Source organism: Dyadobacter soli, from assembly GCF_900101885.1.
Taxonomy (GTDB): domain Bacteria; phylum Bacteroidota; class Bacteroidia; order Cytophagales; family Spirosomataceae; genus Dyadobacter; species Dyadobacter soli.
In genome coordinates, this window is record NZ_FNAN01000010.1 from 75699 (window position 1) to 95662 (window position 19964).

At 51.6% G+C, this 19964-nt stretch carries 17 protein-coding genes; 12 read left to right on the forward strand and 5 right to left on the reverse strand.

Annotated elements, in window-relative coordinates:
• Window positions 1–15 precede the first annotated feature (15 nt).
• From hisD to BLQ88_RS17410, 12 genes are all read left to right on the forward strand, one after another.
• Window positions 16–1284, forward strand: a complete 1269-nt coding sequence (gene hisD / locus BLQ88_RS17355; RefSeq protein ID WP_090152620.1) for a histidinol dehydrogenase — start codon at window positions 16–18, stop codon at window positions 1282–1284.
• A gap of 69 nt (window positions 1285–1353) precedes the next feature.
• A complete protein-coding gene (locus tag BLQ88_RS17360) occupies window positions 1354–1782 on the forward strand; it encodes an Xre family toxin-antitoxin system antitoxin (protein WP_090152622.1) in 429 nt (142 codons plus the stop codon).
• The gene (locus tag BLQ88_RS17365) at window positions 1782–2234 is read left to right on the forward strand and encodes an RES family NAD+ phosphorylase (RefSeq protein ID WP_090152623.1); all 453 of its coding nucleotides are present in this window, start codon (window positions 1782–1784) and stop codon (window positions 2232–2234) included. Before BLQ88_RS17360 ends, BLQ88_RS17365 begins: the two co-directional genes overlap by 1 nt.
• A gap of 36 nt (window positions 2235–2270) precedes the next feature.
• Window positions 2271–3344 carry a histidinol-phosphate transaminase gene (gene hisC, locus BLQ88_RS17370; RefSeq protein ID WP_090152626.1) on the forward strand — a complete coding sequence of 358 codons (1074 nt, stop codon included), beginning with the start codon at window positions 2271–2273 and terminating at the stop codon, window positions 3342–3344.
• A gap of 43 nt (window positions 3345–3387) precedes the next feature.
• On the forward strand, window positions 3388–3909 hold the full coding sequence (locus BLQ88_RS17375; RefSeq protein ID WP_090152628.1) for a hypothetical protein: 522 nt from the start codon (window positions 3388–3390) through the stop codon (window positions 3907–3909).
• A 93-nt stretch (window positions 3910–4002) separates the two neighbouring features.
• Complete coding sequence (locus BLQ88_RS17380) at window positions 4003–7326, forward strand: UvrD-helicase domain-containing protein (protein WP_090152631.1); 3324 nt, start codon at window positions 4003–4005, stop codon at window positions 7324–7326.
• Window positions 7327–7463: 137 nt separating this feature from the next.
• On the forward strand, window positions 7464–10898 hold the full coding sequence (locus BLQ88_RS17385) for a response regulator (protein WP_090152634.1): 3435 nt from the start codon (window positions 7464–7466) through the stop codon (window positions 10896–10898).
• 2 nt (window positions 10899–10900) lie between these two features.
• On the forward strand, window positions 10901–11716 hold the full coding sequence (locus tag BLQ88_RS17390) for a CheR family methyltransferase (protein WP_090152636.1): 816 nt from the start codon (window positions 10901–10903) through the stop codon (window positions 11714–11716).
• Entirely contained in the window at window positions 11713–12297 is a 585-nt protein-coding gene (locus BLQ88_RS17395) for a chemotaxis protein CheB (RefSeq protein ID WP_090152639.1), read from the forward strand. The genes BLQ88_RS17390 and BLQ88_RS17395 overlap by 4 nt, the downstream gene beginning before the upstream one ends.
• 17 nt (window positions 12298–12314) lie before the next feature.
• A complete protein-coding gene (locus BLQ88_RS17400; RefSeq protein WP_090152642.1) occupies window positions 12315–14258 on the forward strand; it encodes a response regulator in 1944 nt (647 codons plus the stop codon).
• Window positions 14259–14344: 86 nt separating this feature from the next.
• Window positions 14345–15112, forward strand: a complete 768-nt coding sequence (locus BLQ88_RS17405) for a hypothetical protein (protein ID WP_090152644.1) — start codon at window positions 14345–14347, stop codon at window positions 15110–15112.
• 431 nt (window positions 15113–15543) lie between these two features.
• Window positions 15544–15978: a MarR family winged helix-turn-helix transcriptional regulator gene (locus tag BLQ88_RS17410; RefSeq protein ID WP_090152646.1), complete on the forward strand. Its 435-nt coding sequence runs from the start codon at window positions 15544–15546 to the stop codon at window positions 15976–15978.
• Between the two features lie 93 nt (window positions 15979–16071).
• Here the strand turns inward: BLQ88_RS17410 and BLQ88_RS17415 are convergent, their stop codons facing one another.
• The 5 genes from BLQ88_RS17415 to BLQ88_RS17435 all read right to left on the reverse strand — a co-directional run bounded on the left by BLQ88_RS17415 (window position 16072) and on the right by BLQ88_RS17435 (window position 19942).
• On the reverse strand, window positions 16072–16902 hold the full coding sequence (locus BLQ88_RS17415; protein ID WP_090152649.1) for a DUF4097 family beta strand repeat-containing protein: 831 nt from the start codon (window positions 16900–16902) through the stop codon (window positions 16072–16074).
• A 4-nt stretch (window positions 16903–16906) separates the two neighbouring features.
• On the reverse strand, window positions 16907–17773 hold the full coding sequence (locus tag BLQ88_RS17420; protein ID WP_090152652.1) for a DUF4097 family beta strand repeat-containing protein: 867 nt from the start codon (window positions 17771–17773) through the stop codon (window positions 16907–16909).
• 21 nt (window positions 17774–17794) lie between these two features.
• On the reverse strand, window positions 17795–18634 hold the full coding sequence (locus tag BLQ88_RS17425; protein WP_090152655.1) for a HEAT repeat domain-containing protein: 840 nt from the start codon (window positions 18632–18634) through the stop codon (window positions 17795–17797).
• A complete protein-coding gene (locus tag BLQ88_RS17430; RefSeq protein ID WP_090152658.1) occupies window positions 18621–19145 on the reverse strand; it encodes an RNA polymerase sigma factor in 525 nt (174 codons plus the stop codon). The genes BLQ88_RS17425 and BLQ88_RS17430 overlap by 14 nt, the downstream gene beginning before the upstream one ends.
• Window positions 19146–19459: 314 nt before the next feature.
• Window positions 19460–19942 carry a PA2169 family four-helix-bundle protein gene (locus tag BLQ88_RS17435; protein ID WP_090153158.1) on the reverse strand — a complete coding sequence of 161 codons (483 nt, stop codon included), beginning with the start codon at window positions 19940–19942 and terminating at the stop codon, window positions 19460–19462.
• Between the last annotated feature and the right edge of the window lie 22 nt (window positions 19943–19964).

Genomic DNA, 19964 nt, shown 5'->3' on the forward strand with positions numbered 1-19964 from the left:
TTTGATTCTGACATTATGAATATCATTCCATTTCCGGAAAGGGAACAATGGCCTGCATTGCTGGCACGGCCCGTTCTGGAAGCCAAGGATATCGAAGCTCGGGTAATGCCCGTGCTCGAACAAGTGAAAAACGAAGGCGACGCCGGCATTAAGGCCCTCGCACTGAAATTCGACAAGCTGGAACTGACCGAACTCGCATTTTCGGAAAAGGCTATTGCCGAAGCGGGCGATAAGCTGGACGATGCCTTGAAAGCGGCGATTGGTCAGGCTTACGAGAATGTCTACAAATTCCACAAAGGCCAGCTGCAAGCACCCGAAAAGGTGGAAACCATGCCCGGCGTTACCTGCTGGCGCAAAAGCGTGGGGATCGAGAAAGTGGGAATTTACATTCCCGGCGGCTCGGCGCCATTGTTCAGCACGGTTCTGATGCTCGGTATTCCTGCTCAAATTGCTGGCTGTAAGGAGATTGTGCTTTGTACGCCGTCGGATCACCCGGCGATTCTGTATGCTGCCAAACTGGTAGGCGTTACCAAAGCATTCCGCATTGGCGGCGCGCAGGCGATTGCGGCGATGGCTTACGGCACGGAGAGCGTTCCCAAAGTTTACAAGATATTCGGCCCTGGAAACCAGTATGTTACCACGGCTAAGATGCTCATTAGCAAAGAAGGCGTCGCGATCGATATGCCTGCCGGGCCTTCGGAAGTGGCTATTTTCGCCGACGATACCGCATTGCCTTGCTTCGTAGCGGCCGACCTGCTTTCCCAGGCAGAGCACGGCGCCGATAGCCAGGTTCTTTTGGTTTCTACCAGTAAAAAGCTCCTCGCTTCGGTGAATATCGCATTGGCAGAGCAGCTGGAAGCGCTTCCGCGCAAAGAGCTGGCGTCCCAGGCGATGGCGAACAGCAAAGCGATCCTCGTCGAAACCGAGGAAGAAGCCATTGAAATACTCAATCAATATGCAGCCGAGCATTTGATCCTCAGTATTGCCAATGCGGAAGCGGTGATGGAGAAAATCTATAACGCCGGTTCGATATTCCTGGGCAACTACACGCCCGAGTCCTGCGGGGATTATGCCTCGGGTACCAACCACACATTGCCTACCAATGGCTACGCGCGGGCTTACAGCGGCGTTTCGGTGGATAGTTTTGTCAAAAAAATCACCGTACAGCACATTACCGAAGAGGGGATCCGCAACATCGGGCCCACCGTCGAAGCTATGGCCGCAGCCGAATCGCTCGATGCCCATAAGAATGCTGTGACCATCCGGTTGAAAAATTTGTTGTGAAAATTTCAGGTTCGGGAAATTTGTCCTAAATTAGAGGACAAATTTCAACGTCTTTAAAATTACTGGAATATGACAGCATACATGGTTAACGAACGTTTGGGAGGATATGAGACCCTCAAACATGCTGTAAAAAACGACTTCGACCTGGCTTACCTGGCCGAAAACGGTGTTCCGAAAGCCTCTATTCAGCACCTGGCCGACTCTATCGGAATGGATATTAAAGATGTGATAGCGCTGTTGCCTGTTACTTCCAGGAACTTGCAGCGTTACAATGATATCGACCTGCTTAGCAATGTGGTTTCCGATCATCTGATCGCCCTCGCTGATCTGTTCTCGGTAGGGAACAGGGCTTTGGGAAAAGAATATTTCCTCGATTGGCTGAACAACGAGGTGCCTGCGCTGGGTAGTGAGAAACCGATCAGCTTTTTACGGACCCATGCGGGTATTGAGCTGGTCAAGACCGAATTAGGGCGCATGGAACACGGTATTTTCGCTTAATGGAGCTATTCAGGATAACACGATCGGAATATCAGGAGGATTTGAGTGGGATAGGGGCTTTTTACAATGGAGGACGATGGAACTCCCCCCGAAATGCCATGCTATACACATCGTCGCATCGCTCACTGGCCATGCTCGAAGTACTCGTTCACTGGCACAAAACGGTGACACCTCCCAATTACGTGATCGTTTCCCTGGAACTCCCCGATGACCTCGCGAGCGTTACCGACCCGCATCTCGTGCCCGAATGGTACGAAGACCAGCAATGGAGCAAGGAAGTGGGCGATTCGTGGCTGAAAGCGGGGAACAGCCTCCTGCTGCGGGTACCCTCGGTGGTGGTCCAGGCCGAGCAGAATTACCTCGTCAATCCCATGCATCCGGACGTGCTTTCCCTCCGGATTACCGACATAGCGCCGCTGACTTTCGACAATAGGCTCTTCAAAAAGATTTAGAATCCACACAACGGCAGCCGCCGTAATTTTTTCAGTATGAACACCAGTTTCGATTTAAACAAAATCCTTCGCCCGCACATTCTCACGCTGGCCCCGTATTCATCCGCCAGAGACGAATATACCGGCCATGTGGGCATCTTCCTCGATGCGAACGAAAACCCTTACGGATCGGTGACGGGTGCGGATTATAACCGCTATCCCGATCCCTACCAGGCCGAAATCAAGCAGAAACTGAGCCCGATCAAGCAGGTGAGCCCCGACCGCATTTTCCTCGGAAACGGCAGCGACGAGCCGATCGACCTGCTCACACGCGCTACCTGTACGCCTGGGCAAGACCATGTGATTATCCTCCCGCCGACTTATGGAATGTACGAGGTAAGTGCTTCGATCCATGATGTGAAGATCGATAAAGTGTCGCTTACCCGCGATTACCACATTGATACACAGGCTGTTTTGAATGCGGTAACGCCGCAGACGAAGATTATCTGGATATGCTCGCCGAATAACCCGACGGGTAATGTCATGCAGGCAGACGCTATCCAGACTATCCTGGAAAATTTCAGCGGTCTGGTAGTTGTGGATGAGGCTTATATCGATTTTACCAACGAGCCTTCATGGATACAGCATCTGGACAAGTACGCTAACCTGGTGGTATTGCAGACTTTTTCCAAAGCGTGGGGCCTTGCGGGCATTCGTGTAGGCATGTGTTTTGCTTCACCCGAGCTGATCCGCATTCTGAACAAGATCAAGCCACCTTATAATATCAGTTTGCCCGCCCAACAGGCATTGCTCGAAGGCTTGAACGGCATCGAGAAGAAGGACAAAATGGTGGCCGACATTCTCGATCAGCGTGATGCATTGACGGCTGGTCTGCAAAGCCTGCCGATCGTGTTGGAAATCCACCCGACGGACGCCAACTTCCTGCTCGTGCAGTTCGAAGACGCGAAAGGCGTGATGGATTACCTGATCCGTGAGACGATCATCGTGCGCGACCGTTCGCGCGTGCATTTGTGCGAAGGATGCCTGCGCATTACCGTTGGTACAAAAGAAGAAAACGAAGTTTTGATCGAATCATTAAAGAAATACCAGCCTAAAAGCGTTATTGTATAGCTGCTATCAGCGTTCCCGGAACATTTCCCCGATTTAATTAACTATGAAGAAATTAGCCTTAACTTTTATTTGCGCACTTTGCTTCGGAATGGCACACGCCCAATACGACAACTGGGCGGTCGGTTTCAAACTCGGTGAACCCACCGGCGTCAACATCCGGAAGTACTTCAACAACATCCACGCCATAGACGTGACCATCGGCACTTACGGCGGTATCCTTGGCAACGACCGCAAGTACCGCGGCGACAATGGAATTTACAAAAACACGGGTATTTCGCTCCAAGTGCATTATTTGTGGCACACGCCATTGTTCAACTCCGAAGCGGTGCATGTGTATTACGGCCTAGGCGGGCAGCTCAACAACCGTCGCTCGTACCCGAACCGCCTGAATGGACAATATGAAAAGAACCTTACGCTGGGCGGCTCGGTGCTGGGTGGTTTCGAATATTACATTCCCGACAACCGTATCTCCGTGTTCCTGGAAGGCGGTACTTACGTAGAGCTGCTGAGGAAGCCGTTCTTTTTTAGTCCCAATATCTCCGCAGGCCTTCGCTTCAACCTTTAAGCGGTACTTCTTTCAAAAGCATACGAAAAGCAGGTTTACGCCTGCTTTTTTTATTTAATTTGACCTGCGGTTTCACCATTTTATCAGCGCAACGTGTTTAAAGTTTACAGTTCATCGGCAGGCTCGGGTAAAACTTATACCCTTACCAAAGAATACCTCAAACTGGCCCTGCATTCCAATTCGGAGTTGTATTTCAGGAACATTCTGGCTGTGACGTTCACCAATGCGGCTGCCAACGAAATGAAGGACCGCATTCTGCTGATGCTGCGCACCTTCTCGGCTTACACGGAAAACGACGCGAAGCCGCACCCGATGATGCGCGATGTGGTGATTGAAATGTACCCCGATACGGAGCACGATGCAGCGCTTTTCGCAGGCGCCTGCCAGCTCATCGCCGCCCGTGCGCAAATGGTTTTCGGGCAAATACTGCACCGCTATTCCGACTTTTCGGTGATGACGATCGACAAGTTCACACAGCGGCTGATCAGCAGCTTTACCGACGAACTGGGCATTCCATTCGTATTTGAAACCCAACTCGACGCCGACCTGCTCGACGACGCCGTAGACCGGCTCCTGGCCCGCATTGGGCAGGAAGGCGAGGAAGTATTGACGGACATTGTCGAGAAATATTACCGCGAGAATGCCGAGGAAGGCAAAAACTGGGGCGCATTGCCGATGCAGTTCCGCGATACGGCAGGCACTTTGCTGAGCGAGCAGAGTTATATGCAAATGAAGCGCGTTGAAGACCTCAAAATGGAGGACTGGATCGCGGTACGCAGGCAAATGCGCGAATTCGTACGCGGGCGCGAGGAAATGATGACCAAAGACGCGAAGCATGCATTTGAACTGATCCAATCCACCTATTTGAGTGAAAAAGACTTCCACCAGAGCGGCAGAGGCATTTACGGCTACTACCGCGACCGCGCCGAGGGCAAGAAGCTCTGGATGGAGCCGAATTCCTACGTTTACAAAACCATCGGCGAAGGTGTATGGTACGGGGCCAAAACACCCGCACCGATCCGCGACGAGATCGAACGCCTCCGCACCGATCTGGAAAACTACTTCCACCAGATCGAGAACATACGCTCGGCCGAAACCGGGAAAATTACATTATACAACCAGCTCGACAGGCACATTTACAACCTCTCGCTCCTGGGCGAAATCCGGAAGGAATTCGATGCATTGCTGAAACAGAACAACCAGGTCCATATTTCGGACTTCAACCGGAAAATCGTCGATATCGTGGCGCGGGAGCCGGTACCCTTCATTTTTGAAAGGTTAGGGGAAAAATACAACCACATTCTCGTCGACGAGTTCCAGGATACTTCCAAACTGCAATTCGCGAACCTGCTGCCGCTGATCGAGAATGCATTGTCGGGCGGGTACTTCAACCTGATCGTAGGCGACGCGAAGCAGTCGATTTACCGGTTCCGGGGCGGGGATATGGATTTGATATTGCATTTGGCGCAAAACCAGGTCATGCGGCTGGGTAGCATTCTCGGGAACAGCCCGTTCAACGACGAGCGGCTGTTTGCATTGGATAATTACCTGCATATCAATCACCTCAAAACCAACCGGCGAAGCTTCCGGGAGGTTACCGAGTTCAATAACAAGTTCTTCGGCTTCATTGCCGAATCGCTGGGCGACGAATATCCGCTGATCCGCGAGGTGTACGACGAGCATTTCAGTCAGGAAATACCGGAAGGAGTGGCCGAGGGCGGGCATGTGGAAATTGAGTTTCTGGAAATGAATGAGGCTACGGAGGAAGGCGCCGAAGAATCCTCTTCCGACGCGATTTCCCGGCGCGCGCTCGAACTGGTTCATTCGCTTCGGCAGGAAGGTTACCACTGGCGCGACATTGCCATCCTATGCCGGAAGAAAAAAGAGGCTACGACATTGGCCAATACCTTGAAAGAGGCCGGTTTTCCGCTCATTTCAGACGATGCATTGTCGCTGGCCTATTCGCGCTCGGTGCATTTCATCATTTCGTTCATGAAGGTGCTGCACAGCTCCGACCACCGGCTGGCGCGGTACGAGGCGGCCTACCTTTTCCACCAGGTGATCCGCCGGAAGAACCCGGAACCACATGAATATGAGGAGATCAGGGTGCTTTGCGAAGCGCGCGGGCTCGACAGTTTCCTCGAATATTTCCGGAAATGGGACATTACCATTACGTCGTTCAAAATGCGGCAGGTGTCGGTTTTTGAATTAACCGAGCTGTTAATGCAGCAATTCGGGCTTTTCAAACAGCAGCTGGAAAGCGAATACCTGTTCCGGTTCCTGGATGTGGTACTGGAATTCGGTAACCGGAAGAGCAACCACCTCGGCGATTTTCTGAACTATTGGGAATCAGCGAGATACAAGTTTTCCATCACTGTGCCCGACGGCACGGACGCTATTCGCATTACCACCATCCACAAATCGAAAGGGCTGGAATACCCGATTCTGCTCATTCCCTATGCGCAATGGAAAGTGACGCCGAATGCACGCCTCGATCGCCTTTGGGTAGATATGGATGATGTTGATTACGAGGAAATTAATATTCAGGATAAACCTCATTATACCAATCCCAAACTCCGGAGCTCGATGGTTTCGGTGGTGAAAGAGCTTGAAAATACGGTGGTAGGCGAGCAGTACCGCGAGGAGCGGATGCGGACGCTGATCGAAAACCTGAACCTGCTTTACGTCGCATTCACGCGGCCGGTGCAGCGGCTGTATGTACTCGCGAAGCGCGAGCGCAGGTGGGAATCCGGGCAGCAGATCAACCATTGGCTGCGCGATTACCTGAACCAGGAAGGTTTTACCCCTGCCTGGGACGAAACCATTTCGAAATATGTGATTTCAGAGTCGTCAGGCAGTCTTCGTCACGCCCACGTGAGCTCGGGTACGACGCCTTTTGTATTAAAAACCATATTGAGCAACGACCGCACGGAATCACTGCGTCTCCGCCGCATGGCCGACCGCATTTTCGACGTGCAGACCTTCGAACCGCGGCACGACCGATTGCAGAAAATGCGGTACCTGCTTACCCGTTTGAAAACCGTCTCGGACCTTCCGGAAGCATTGGAAAAGCTCGTAGGCGAGGGGATATTTACCCGGAAAGAGACCCGGGAGATCGAAGCGCTGACCATTTCGCTCTTGCAGGATCCTTCGTTGCAGGTGCTTTACCAGGACGAAAACCACATTCAGATCAACAAGGAATTGCTGGTGCCGGGCGGCAAGATGCTGCATATAGACAGGGTCGTTCAGCGGCCGGGCGGCGAGTATATTTTCATGTCTTTTGTAGGTGGCAACAGCCCCGACGAACCCCGCAGGCATTTGAAAAAACTGATCAAGGCATTTTCCGAAAACGGCAAGCCTTCACGCGGGGTATTGATTACCCTTGAAGACGAACTGGTTGAATGGGTAGAACAGTAGAAGTATTTTGTATGATTTGAATTATAATCCGGTTAAATGCTATGAAAAAGGGCCGAAATACGGTCAAAAAGCATTATTTTTCCGGATATTCCCCCAAATCGTCATTTAGTAGTATTTCTACTTGATATTCAGCGTTTATGCAACTTACATTTCAGCGTCAGGTCTTACTTGGGATCTCATTTTCAATTCTTTTGGTGCTAGTGGTAGGCTATGTATCCTACAATGCGATCCTGATCCAGCAGGAAAATGCAGGCTGGGTCGACCACACGCGGGAGGTAATGCGCGTTTCTACTTCCGTTAAAAACCGCCTGCTGACCGCCGAAGCAAATGTCCGCGGGTTTGCGATTACCGGTAACGGTTCTTTCGAAACGAGCTACCTGCAAGCTTCCAACGACATGTGGAAAGATGTAGAAGCATTGAGAAAGCTGGTGAAGGACAACAAAACACAAAGCGCACGGGTTGATTCGCTGTCCAACCTCCTGGAAGCGCGGGTAGGCCTTATGAGCCGCCAGTACGAGATTCTGAAAGTAGGCAAATACAGCATCGATACCATCCAGCAGATTGTTTTGCAGGGAAAAGAAGTTTCTTCCAAAATCGAATTCAGCTTTCGCCGCATTGAAAACATGGAGGAAGGTTTGCTGACTGAGCGCGAACAACTTGCTTCGACGAGTTCGGCCCGCGCCAAGCAATATATCGTGCTGGGTTCGCTGCTGTTTTTCCTGGTGATCCTTTTGCTCTATTATTTTATCCGAAAAACATACCTGGCGCAGATTGCAAGCGAGAAGGCTATTCAATTGGCTAACAGCCGGTTGGAAGAGCTGGCATTGGAAGACCAGGAGAAAAACTGGATATTGAACGCAGCCATGGAGGTATCCAGCGCCGTGCGCGGTGAGCCCACGCTGACCGAACTTTCGGAGCGGTTGCTGAACAAATTTTCGAAAGTGACTGGCTCGCAGGTCTCTGCAATGTACCTCGTCACCCGCTCGGGCAATTTGCTCGAACGTTCGGCAGTACACGGCCTTTCGGCTGTGGAGTCGGCACCGGCATTTGTTTCGTTCGGAGAAGGGTTACTGGGCCAGTTTGCCGCGGATAGGGGCGATATCAAGCGCCTGGACGTAGCGCAAGGCTATTTGCAGGTGAAGACAGCCACCGGTAATGCAGCGCCTGGTGTCGTCCTAATGAAAAACATCAGCTTCGATGGCTCGGTAGCAGGTCTTCTTGAAATTGGTTACCTGAAAGACCCGGGACCGAAGGTGATCAAGCTGCTCGAAATGATTTCCGATAATGTAGCGGTGGCGATTATGGCCGCCCGTGCGCGCGAGATTGCCAACGAATTGCTCGAAAAAACGCAGTTGCAGGCCGAAGAGCTGGAAAGTCAGCAAGAGGAACTGCGGGTTACCAATGAGGAACTCACGCGGCAGACATCGCTTTTGCAGGTTTCGGAAGAGGAGCTGCGCGTACAGCAGGAAGAGTTAAAACAGATCAATACCGAGCTGGAAGAAAAGGCTTTTATGCTCGAAGAACAGAAAAGCACGATCGAAGAGGCGCGTGATCAGATCCAGATCAAAGCGGATGAACTCGAACGCAGCGGGCGCTTCAAAAGTGAGTTTTTGGCCAATATGAGCCACGAGCTGCGGACGCCGCTGAACAGTATCCTGATTTTGTCACGCATCCTGGGCGAAAACAAAGGAGCCAGGTTGAATGAAGAGGAGCAGCGCTATGCTTCGGTGATCTACAATTCCGGCAACGATTTGCTGACGCTTATCAACGATATCCTCGATCTCGCGAAGGTGGAAGCCGGGAAAATCGAGCTAATCCATGAAAATATCAGTGCCGAATCCATTTTGGCCGAAGTCAAAAGTACTTTCCAGAAGGTTGCCGAAAACAAAGGCCTTTCATTGCAGGTCGAGAAGACCGATTCGTGCCCTGCGACGCTGTTTACCGACCATACCCGTATGTTACAGATACTTAGAAATTTGATTTCTAACGCCGTTAAATTTACTTCCGCTCCTGGAAAGGTTTCGCTGCTGATCTCAAAAGAAGATAACCAGCTGCATTTCGAGGTCGCCGATACAGGTATTGGCATTCCTGCCGAAAAGCAGGCGTCGATTTTCGAAGCATTCCAGCAAGCCGACGGTTCTACGAGCCGGAAATATGGCGGTACAGGGCTCGGGTTATCGATCAGCCGCGAGCTGGCCGGCCTTTTCAATGGGTCGATTTCGCTGAAAAGCACGCCGGGCGAAGGTTCGGTATTCACATTGAAAATCCCTTACCTGACTGAATCGGATGAGCAAACCACTGTTATCGAGCCGGAAACTGTGGTGGAGCCGGTTAAACGGGAACAGCAGGAGGAAAAACCGCCGGTAGCCGAGAATGGCAAGGCGCGACGCCTGCTGCTGATCGAGGACGACAGTATTTTCGCGGCGGATATGGCCGCCAAGGCGAAGGGAAGTGGTTTTGAAGTGCAGATAGCCGCTAGCGGCCGGGAGGCGCTGGAAATGGTAGGCGCATTCAATCCGACCGCGATTATACTTGACATGCATTTGCCCGATATGGCGGGCGAAGTGGTATTGAAGGAGCTGAAAAGTGACACACGCACGCGGCTAATCCCCGTGCATACGGTGTCGTCGGGCGATTATTTCGATGAAGAAATGGTGAAAAACGGGGCGATCGGTTTTATGCAGAAACCGGTTGACGAGCGGTCGGCCCAGCACATATTCACCGCATTAAAACTGGAAGGAAAGGACCTCGACCAGCAGCGCATTCTGCTCATCGAGGATGATGCCTACCAAAGCAAATACCTGGGCGATTTCCTTGCGAGCAATAACATTTTCGTACTGTATGCCTATTCCGCAGCCGAAGCGCTGGCGATCCTTGAATCGGATCGGGTCGACGGCATTATCCTTGACGTGCGATTGGCGGATATGAACGGGCTGGATCTTTTGGATAAAATCAAAGAAAACGCGCAATGGAATGAGCTGCCTGTGGTGGTCAACACGGCAGAAGACCTTACCCAGGCCGATTTGGGGCGGGTAATGAAGTACGCGCACCCGGTGGTGATCAAAACCAAGAAATCGAACGAGCGCCTGCTCGACGAGGTGAAGCTTTTCCTCAAAAAAATACAGCCGAAAGCGCCGGAGCCGGAAGCACCGAAAGAATCGTTCAGCAATGCGGTAGTGAATGCGGAAAAGCTTTTTGTAGGCAAAAAACTGCTGCTGGCCGACGACGATATGCGCAATATTTTTGCATTGAGCGCCGTGCTGGAAGACGCCGGGTTCAGCATTGAAATCGCTACGAATGGTAGGGAGGCGATCGATAAATTGGAAGACAATCCGGAGATCGAGCTGATATTAATGGATGTAATGATGCCTGAAATGGACGGTATCGAGGCGACGCGGCGTATCAGGCAGGTACCGAGATGGGCCAATATCCCCATCATCGCGGTGACCGCCAAAGCCATGCAGGGCGACCGCGAGCAATGCCTCGAAGCCGGTGCGAACGATTATATTTCAAAACCTGTGGATGTTGACAAGCTGCTTTCGCTGATCAAGGTCTGGTTACAAGCTGCGTAGTTATGGTGCTGATAGAATATGCGGAACTGGAAATACTCATCGTGCGGATCAGGGAAATATCAGGTTTTGATTTCTCCGGGTACGCGAGGCCGTCGCTGCTGCGGCGGGCGAGCAGGTATTTGACGACCCACAAAATGGATTTCCCGCAATTGCTCGTGCATATCGAACAGGGCGGGAGCGTGGTATACGGCCTGATACAGGAGTTGACCGTCAACTATTCGGAGATGTTCCGGGACGCGGATTTCTTTATGAAAGCGAAGTCGGAGGTGTTTACTTACCTCGAATCGTACCCGACGCTGCGTTTTTGGGTGGCGGGATGTGCAACCGGCGAAGAGGCTTATTCAATGGCGATTTTTCTCAAAGAGGCGGGGTTTCTCGGTCGCTCGCTGATCTACGCCACCGACCTGAGCAAGAAGGCGCTCACGGCCGCGCGCGAGGGCGTGTTCACGCTCGGGAATGTGCGTACGTACTCGGAGAATTATCTGGCGGCAGGCGGAAAGCATTCATTGTCGGATTACTACCATGTGGCTTACAACAAGGCGGTGATGCTGCCGGAGCTGCGGCGGAACATTGTTTTTTCCATGCATGACCTTACCGGCGACGGCGTGTTCAACGAGTTTCAGTTTATCAGTTGCCGGAATGTGATGATCTATTTTACCCTGGAACTCCGCCAAAAAGTATTCAGGCTTTTGTATGACAGTCTCAGTATGTTGGGTTTTCTTTGCCTGGGGAAGCGCGAAACACTGCGCTATTCGGGTCTGGAAGAAAACTTCAAAGTGATCGATAGCACGTTGAACATTTACCAGAAGATCAGATGAGCAATGCGACGGATAATGGTTCACTCAGTTTGGTGCTGGTCGGCGGATCGTCGGGCAGCTTTGCGATTTTCGAGGAAATGCTCAGGCTGGTCAGAAACCCGATTTCGTTCGCATTGATTTTCGTATTGCACCGCGGCAAATCCAGTACCGCGGTTTTGCCGCAATTATTTAAAAACAAGACAAATGTAGCTATGAGCGAGCCGTACCATCTGGACCCGATCGAGGAGAATTCCATTTATTTCGCTTACCCGGACTACCACCTGCTGATTGGTCCCGACAAACGGTTTCACTACGATTGTTCCGACAAAGATTTCTTTTCACGCCCATCCATCGACGCAACCTTCATTTCTGCCGCCGTTTCCGGCATTCCCGTGAAAGCGGCCATGCTCTTTTCCGGTTCCAGTGCCGACGGCGCTTTTGGAATGAAAGCATTGGCAGAAAAAGGGTTCCCGACCTACGTACAGAACCCGGCCGAGGCGGAGTCGCCGCGCATGCCCGAGCAAGCCCTTTTGGCCTACGAAAAACACCGGGTAATGGTCGATGGAAACCTGTTTTCGATCATCAACGATATCCTTCAATAGCTACTCAACGATAACCCATGGAAAATACAAAGATTTTGCTGCTGGACGACCGGGAAGAGAACCTGATCTCACTCAAAGCGATCCTGAACCGCGACGACATTGAAATTTACGCGACTACGTCACCCAACGAGGCATTGCGCATTGTCTGGGAAAACGAGATTGCCGTTGCGCTGGTGGATGTTCAAATGCCGGGAATGGATGGTTTCGAGTTTGCGGAGACACTTTTTTCAAACCCCAAAACCCGCGAAATCCTGATCGTTTTCGTGACGGCAATTTCCAAAGAAACGACTTATGCGGTGCGAGGTCTCAAAACCGGGGCCATCGATTACCTCTACAAGCCGCTCGACCCTTACATTACCAATGCGAAGGTCGATTCGCTGATCAAGCTCGCGCGCAGCCAGCGGGAGATACGCGAGAAGAATAAGCTGCTGGAAAACTACGCGACGATCGTGCTTAATTCTCCGGATATCATTGCTACCGTGGAGCCGGATACCGGGTCGATATTATCTATCAATCCGTCCGTGGAGACCATACTAGGCATTTCCGCTGCCTCGCTGATACGGACTTCGGTACTCGATCTGCTGGTAGATCCCTTGAAATCAAGCCTGCGCGAAGTGCTTGTGAAGCGCAGTTTCGTAGGCGGGGAGACCATCGTCGTGGAGGATCAGTTCTACGGTCGGCTGCGGCAGCCGGTATGGCTGGAATTGAGGATAATGTATAAAAACAGGCTATTGTTCGTAAACCTGCACGATGTGGAGAAGCGGAAAGCGCACGAACTGGCGCTGATCGACGCACAGACGCAGGCGGAAAAGGCGCGGAAAACGAAGGAATCGTTCCTCGCTAACATGAGCCATGAGATACGGACGCCGCTGAACGGTATTATCGGCCTGGGCAACCTGCTGGCCGCAACGGAACTAACCGACGGGCAGAACGAACTCGTAAATATGCTTCGCCAATCATCGGGATCGCTCCTGAATATCCTGAATGACATCCTCGATATTTCCAAAATCGACGAAGGCAAGTTCTCGATCATCCCGACGTCTACTGACCTCCGGCTACTAGGCAAGCAGATCATCGATTTAATGCAGTTTAAAGCCGATGAAAAGAAACTGGAACTGCGGCTGGAAACCGGCGACAAAATTCCCGAATGCGTGACCGTAGACGGTATGCGCCTGAACCAGATTTTGCTGAACCTGATCGGTAATGCATTGAAATTCACCGAAACGGGCAATGTGACTTTGAAAATGGAACACCTGGCCGAAACACCGGCGGGGCACCGGATCCGGTTTGCGGTGGAGGACACGGGTATAGGAATGTCGGACGAGCATCTGGCCAATATTTTCTCCGAATACGGGCAGGCTTCCGAGAATACTTCGCATCAGTACGGCGGTACCGGCCTCGGTCTGACCATCTCGCAGAAACTCGTGCGGCTCATGGGCAGCGAGCTGGAAGTGAACAGCCGTTTCCACCAGGGAAGCCAGTTCTTTTTTACATTAATCCTCCAAGATGCCAACGAAAAGACCGGCGACGCAAAGCCCGTGGTGTCATTCCAGAACCTGCCGTCTTTCGACGGCAAGAAAGTGCTGGTAGCCGAGGATAACCCGATCAATGCATTGCTTTTGAAAAAATACCTCAAAGCATGGCAGCTCGATGCCGTGATCGTAGGCAATGGAAAAGAGGCCGTGGACCAGCTGCGCGAGGAGCTTTTCGACCTGATCATCATGGATACCCGTATGCCCGAAATGGACGGTTTTCAGGCCGCCCGCATGGCGCGTGAGGAGCTCCGCATTACCACGCCGATCCTTTCGCTTTCGGCCACCGTGCTGCCCGAAGAGGTGGCCCAGGCACTGGAAGCAGGTATGAACGATACGCTTTCCAAACCGTTCGAACCGGAGAAGCTGCACCAGAAAATAGACTTGCTGCTTTCAACCATCGCACCTGCAAACGTGTCACAAGTTTGAAGTGCAACGATTTCCGGCAACTTTTCGTAATGATTATTTGCAGGAATTCGTTCTAGAAAGAGTAATTCTAATTGATAAAACAACAAATGAAAACGATCAGAAACAGTTGGTCATTACTGCTGTTAATAGCCCTCGGCGGTTGCAGTTCGTCCAAAACGATGCCTTATGCATCCAAATGGAATGCGCCGTTCTCCTATGTAGATGAAATCAAACCCGACCAGCAGGACCAGCGGTCGCGCCTCAGATACGGAATCATCAACGACGACCAGTACGTGTACATCACGCTCAAAACGAAAGACCCGAACACGATCCAGAACATCCTGAGCAGCGGCCTGAAAATCGCATTCAGTCCGGAGGGCCAGAAGAAGGAAGGCTACGCGCTGACTTTCCCGGTGGTGATGAAGGAAGATCGCAAGGCATTACGCCGCGTAGAAACGGATTTGCCTAACAGCCTCGGCCTCGGGCTTCTCTTGGATTCGTACAATAAAGAGGCCGTTTGGAAAGACCGCGACGGTCAGCATTTGATCGACCTCGTACGGCCTGATGGCAGCATCAAATCGCACATCTCGATGGACCGCGACGGCGAACTTACCGAGCAAATCGCGATCCCTTTCGCACTCATGAATGTGAATGCGCGTGAAACGGGAATGATGGGCATGAGCATTAAGGTCGATGGCCAATCATCGTCGAACTCCGGTTTCAGCCCGCGTATTGGTATCGGCCTTGGGGGCGGTATCGGCATGGGCGGCGGTATGGGAGTAGGCATCGGAACCGGCGGGTATAACTCGCGCTACAATGGTAATGACCGTAACGTAGACATCCGCCTGGAAGTGCAACTGGCAAGAGCTAACTAAACCAGTCTTTATCAGGATTTTAAGCCCGCTGTGTAATGCAGCGGGCTTTTTTTGTGGTGTGTTCGTCGGGTGTGGTTAGGGGTGCATTGTTGTTGCATCCCTGACGGGATTTTGATCTTCATGCTCAATTCTTCATTACTACCAATATTACGTCGCTACGCGACTTTGATTGCCGCCCCAAAATGCCGTTAGGCATGTAATCTTGGTAGCGCATTAATTTTTCCGACACCTTCCGGGCGTGCCGTAGGTACGCGACAACACGGCTTATTCCGGATACTAGCGCCTTGCATTGACTTGAATATCATCGAATTGTAAAACATTTCGACATTTTGTAACTAATTGTTTTTTAAATACTTATAAGTAGCATATATTTGCATAATACTTGACTAATCAAATATATATCAACTATAAATCAAATACTTTTCAAATTTATGTCAACTATTTCCCAGGAGCTGAAACTGTTTTTGAATCTGACCATTATCCAGACTATCACCGCGAAACGCTTTGATGCCAAACTTCAAAACCACGGTATCAGCCTCAATGAATTCATGATTCTGCACCATCTGGCGAATGCGCAGGATGAGAAATTGCGGCGTACGGATGTGGCGGAAAAGGTAGGTCTGACGGCCTCCGGAATTACGAGAATGCTGTCGCCGTTGGAGAAGCTGGGGTATGTGAAAAGAGAGGCAAACAGCCGCGACGCGCGGGTATCGTATGTGAAGCTGGCGAATGCCGGGAAGAAGATTTACCTCGAAGCTATTGCTACCGCCGAGTCAACTTCGGAGCAGTTGATGATCCCGGTAAAGTCCAAGAAGCTGGAAGACTTGCAGCGCGTGCTCATCGAGCTCGGCGGGACGATCGAATAGGGCTTATGGTGCCAAATTTTGAAAAAGCACCCCTCAAAAAAACGCCTCTGACAGACGATCTGTCAGAGGCGTGGGTCTTACCTCATGAAGCGCTTACTTTGCCTTCCTGACGTAGATATTGCCGTTCATATTCTTCATCATGATCTCGCTGCCGCCGCCGTTGACTTTGCCTTTCACCCAGTCTTCGATGCTTACCTTGTACATGCCGTCTTTGGCTGTTTTGGTCGCCTGCGGTGTGGCTTTGTCGACGTCCACATCGAAGTCGCTGAAAATGTCGCCCTGATCGGATTTAGCCTTGATGTCGAACTTGGCTGTGGCAGGCAGGGTAATGTCCACATTTCCGTTCAGCGTGGAGAATGCCATCGGCGATTTCGCGTCCAGCGTTTTGAAATTCGCTTTCAGCAAACCATTCACCGTGTTGGCAACGGCCGAGCCCGAAATGTTCGTCAGCCGGATGTCGCCGTTCACATTGGTGATTTCCAGCACGCCATCCACGTTTTCGATCGTTACGTCACCTTCATTGATCGTTCCGACATTCAGCGAGAACTTCGTCGGGACTTTGATATTCAGTTCCATGTGCGAATTGAAAAGCTTCGAGCTCACGTTCACGACATTGTTTTCCTCGGTAGCCGAAATATCCATTGCGCCGCTTTTGGAGATGCGCCGCATTCCTTCGGCATTTTCCTTCGGCTTCTCCTGTTTATCGGACTGTTTGGTAGTCGCATCGATCACCACCTGGTTTCCGTTGTAGCCTGTCACGCGGATGGAGCCGCGGATCAGGTGTACTTTCAGCGTGCCGGGTTTGCCGGGGTCGCTCAGGGGGATCGTCAGTTGTTCTTTTATATCGCCCTGGGCCAGCAATGGTGCCGAAATTGCGGTAAATGCTGTGAACGCTGCGAGGGCTAGAATGCGCGGGGTTTTCATTTTGCTAAGATTGTTTTTTAAGATAGATATTGCCATTGAATGTTTCGAATTTGTAGGTTGGGCCGCCGCTGCCGATACGGATGAACGTTTCGGTACTCAGCTTGTAAACCGTTTTGTTCTCGCGGTTTTCCGAGTTTTTGACTACCCGCACCGGGAGTGTTTCGACGTTCGGGAAATCTGTAAAGAAATCGCCGTTGAATGTTTTGAACTGGCAGTCGACGGACAGTGCGGCCGGGTAGCTGATCTTGACGTCGCCGTTCAGCGTTTTGAAATCCGACTCGCCGGGCGGAACGGTGAGGTAGTTAGCCTCTACATTCCCGTTGATCGTGTGCATATCCGCTTTTCCTTTCGCATTCACGACCTTAATCGCTCCATTCACATTGCGGATACCGAGTGAGCCGGTGACGTCGTTCACGTTGATATCGCCGCCATTGACCGTGGAAACGTGCAAATTGAGCGAGTAGGGCACCTTAACCGTAAAATCCAGTTCGAAATCGTAATGGATTTTCGGTCCGTCCCAGTTACGGCGGCTGCGGTTAGGCCGCGAGTCGAACGGGTTGGCGATGTAAGCGATAATGCTGTCGGCATCCTGCTCGATTTCAAGTTTAAACTCGGCCTTGCCCTGATCCAGCACGTCCTGTGTTTTGGCCCTGATTTTCTTATCGATTTCCAGCACCACTTTATCGCCGTTATAGCCTTCCACTTTGATAAAACCGTTGATATTGTAAATCGCGAGCACATTTTTGGCCGCCTGGCCGGCGCTGATCGTAAATTCCTTGCTGACGTGCTCTTTGTGTTCCAGCTTTTGCGCCGGGGCCTGGGTACAGCAGAGCACTGCTCCCGCCAGCAGGGGGATTGCAAAATACTTCATGGCTAATAGTTGATTTAAGGTTTATGAAAGGTCTTTGATTGTCTGTTCTATTTTGACTTTCACGAGGTCGTTCAGGTCTTCTTTTTGCAGCAGGGTTTTCAATGCTTTTACCGAACGTTTCTCCTGCAATTTGACCATCACATCCGCCAGGGCCACCTGTACCATCGGCGAATCCTGCAATGCAAGCGATTTCACCAGTCCTTCCCGTACGGACGCGTCGCCCGCATATTGCGTGAGCGCTTCGAGCGTTACGAGCCGCACATTTACGTTAGGGTCGTTGTTTAAGGTGGCAAAAAGCGCTTCTAAGACGCGATCGTCGGCCTGCGCGATCTCACTAGTGTAACCTACCGCCCGGAGCCGCTCCGTGGCCGAAGGGTTTTCGAGCAGCGAAAGCATCATCGTGCTCTTCATGTCCTGCACCTGGCTCGCCAGCGTTTCGATCCGCTGCTGGTAGGCCACCGCATCCACTTTGCTGCGGCTCGTCCGGTTGCCGATTACCCATCCCAGTCCGACAAGCAATAAGCTAAATCCGACTTGTACCGTCCATTGCGGCAGTACAAACTCGCGGATACTTTCCATCATGCTATGGAACGAGAACCGCGCCGCGGCTTTCTCGGCTTCTTTGAACTCGTCGAGCATGGTGTAAAAATTCGTGCGCATGGCTTCCTTAGGCTCAGGCACCCTTATTTTCGCCATGTTGTCCCAGATCTGCTTATCGGCCGCGAACTCCTCCTGGCAATGTTCGCATTCGGCCAGGTGGCGGTTCACCTCCATTTGCTCGCCTCTTTCGAGGTTATTGTTGAGCCATTCGGTCAGTTTGCCTTTGGTATAGTCGCAGTTCATTTCCTTATCGTCTTTCATTTGTAAAAAACCTTTTCTTCAATTCTCCCAATGCCCTGTGGACCCGCACTTTCACCGTTCCTTCATTGATATTCAGTACTTTGGCGATCTCGTCGTATTTCATCTCCTGGAACCTGCTTAAAATCAGCACCTCGCGGTATTCGGGGCTTAGTGCGCCCATCGCTTCGTGCAGAAACTCGTTGTCCTGCTGCCGTTCCAGGCTTTCATCGGCGCGCATTCCGCCTTCGATCCGGTCGGCGACCTCATTCACATCATAAAAGTTGAACGACCTGTTTTGCTTCACCGAATCATTCAGCACGTTCCTGGCCAGGTGGTACATCCACGTCCTGAACTCACCGTCGCCCGTAAACGTGTGACGGTATTTTAGCATTCTGTAAAACACATTCTGAACGAGGTCCTCACTGAGATCGGCCTTGTGCGTCATGTGGTAAAAGAACCCGAAAAGCGGCCGGTTGTACCGTTCGAAGAGCAAGCCCATCTTATCCAGGTCCCCGGTTTTTACCCGGAGCATCAGCGAGTTGTCGGTTAGGGTATTCAAGGCTCGGCGCTTTGTTTTCGTGATTTTGATGTGGTAACTCCGGGGAATGGGAAAGGTTACAGGAATTTAGGAAAAAAGTCGAAAATTTTTTTTAACTGTTTTCCTGGGGCGTTGGAGTGTCTTCGGCTGAAGCCGGTGCGGTGCGTAGTATTGTGCCGTGGAGATGGGATGTGGGGGGCCCAAGTCTGAAGACCTGGGTTAGGGTCAGGGGTGACGGGGTCAGTTTAACCCGAGGCTTCAGCCTCGGGATAGGCATGCACTAGGTCTGGCTTGAGCCCAAGCTCGGGCTAAGTCGTCAGCGGATACTTCGAAACGTCTCTTTGCCTGTCGCGGTCGGTTTTGATGGTGTCGTGGGCAGTTTGGATGGCGGTGAATTGGCTCAGGATCAGCTGCCGGACATCAGCAGGCAACTCATCTGATTTCAGCGCTTCTTCGTAGGCCTTTTTGGCGGCATCTTCACCCATTTCGGCGTTTTCGAGCACGGCCCGGCGGTTGTCGGACGTGAATGTGGCCCGGATATCCATCCATACGCGATAGAGTTTGCCCGACAGCATAGTACCCGTCGCAGGCTCGCCTCCCAGGTGCGTTACGTGCGATTTCAGGTCGAGCACATTCGCGCGGCTTGCTTCCGCCAGGTTGTGAAACATAGACCTGAGATCGTTTTCCAATTCGCCGGCTTCGGCTTCCGCTTTTTCATATCCCGCGATCCGGTCGTTGTTGATCAGAATCAGGTCGTTCAGGATTTCGATGGTTTCTGAATTCTGTGCCATTTTGGTCATAGTTTTGATGATG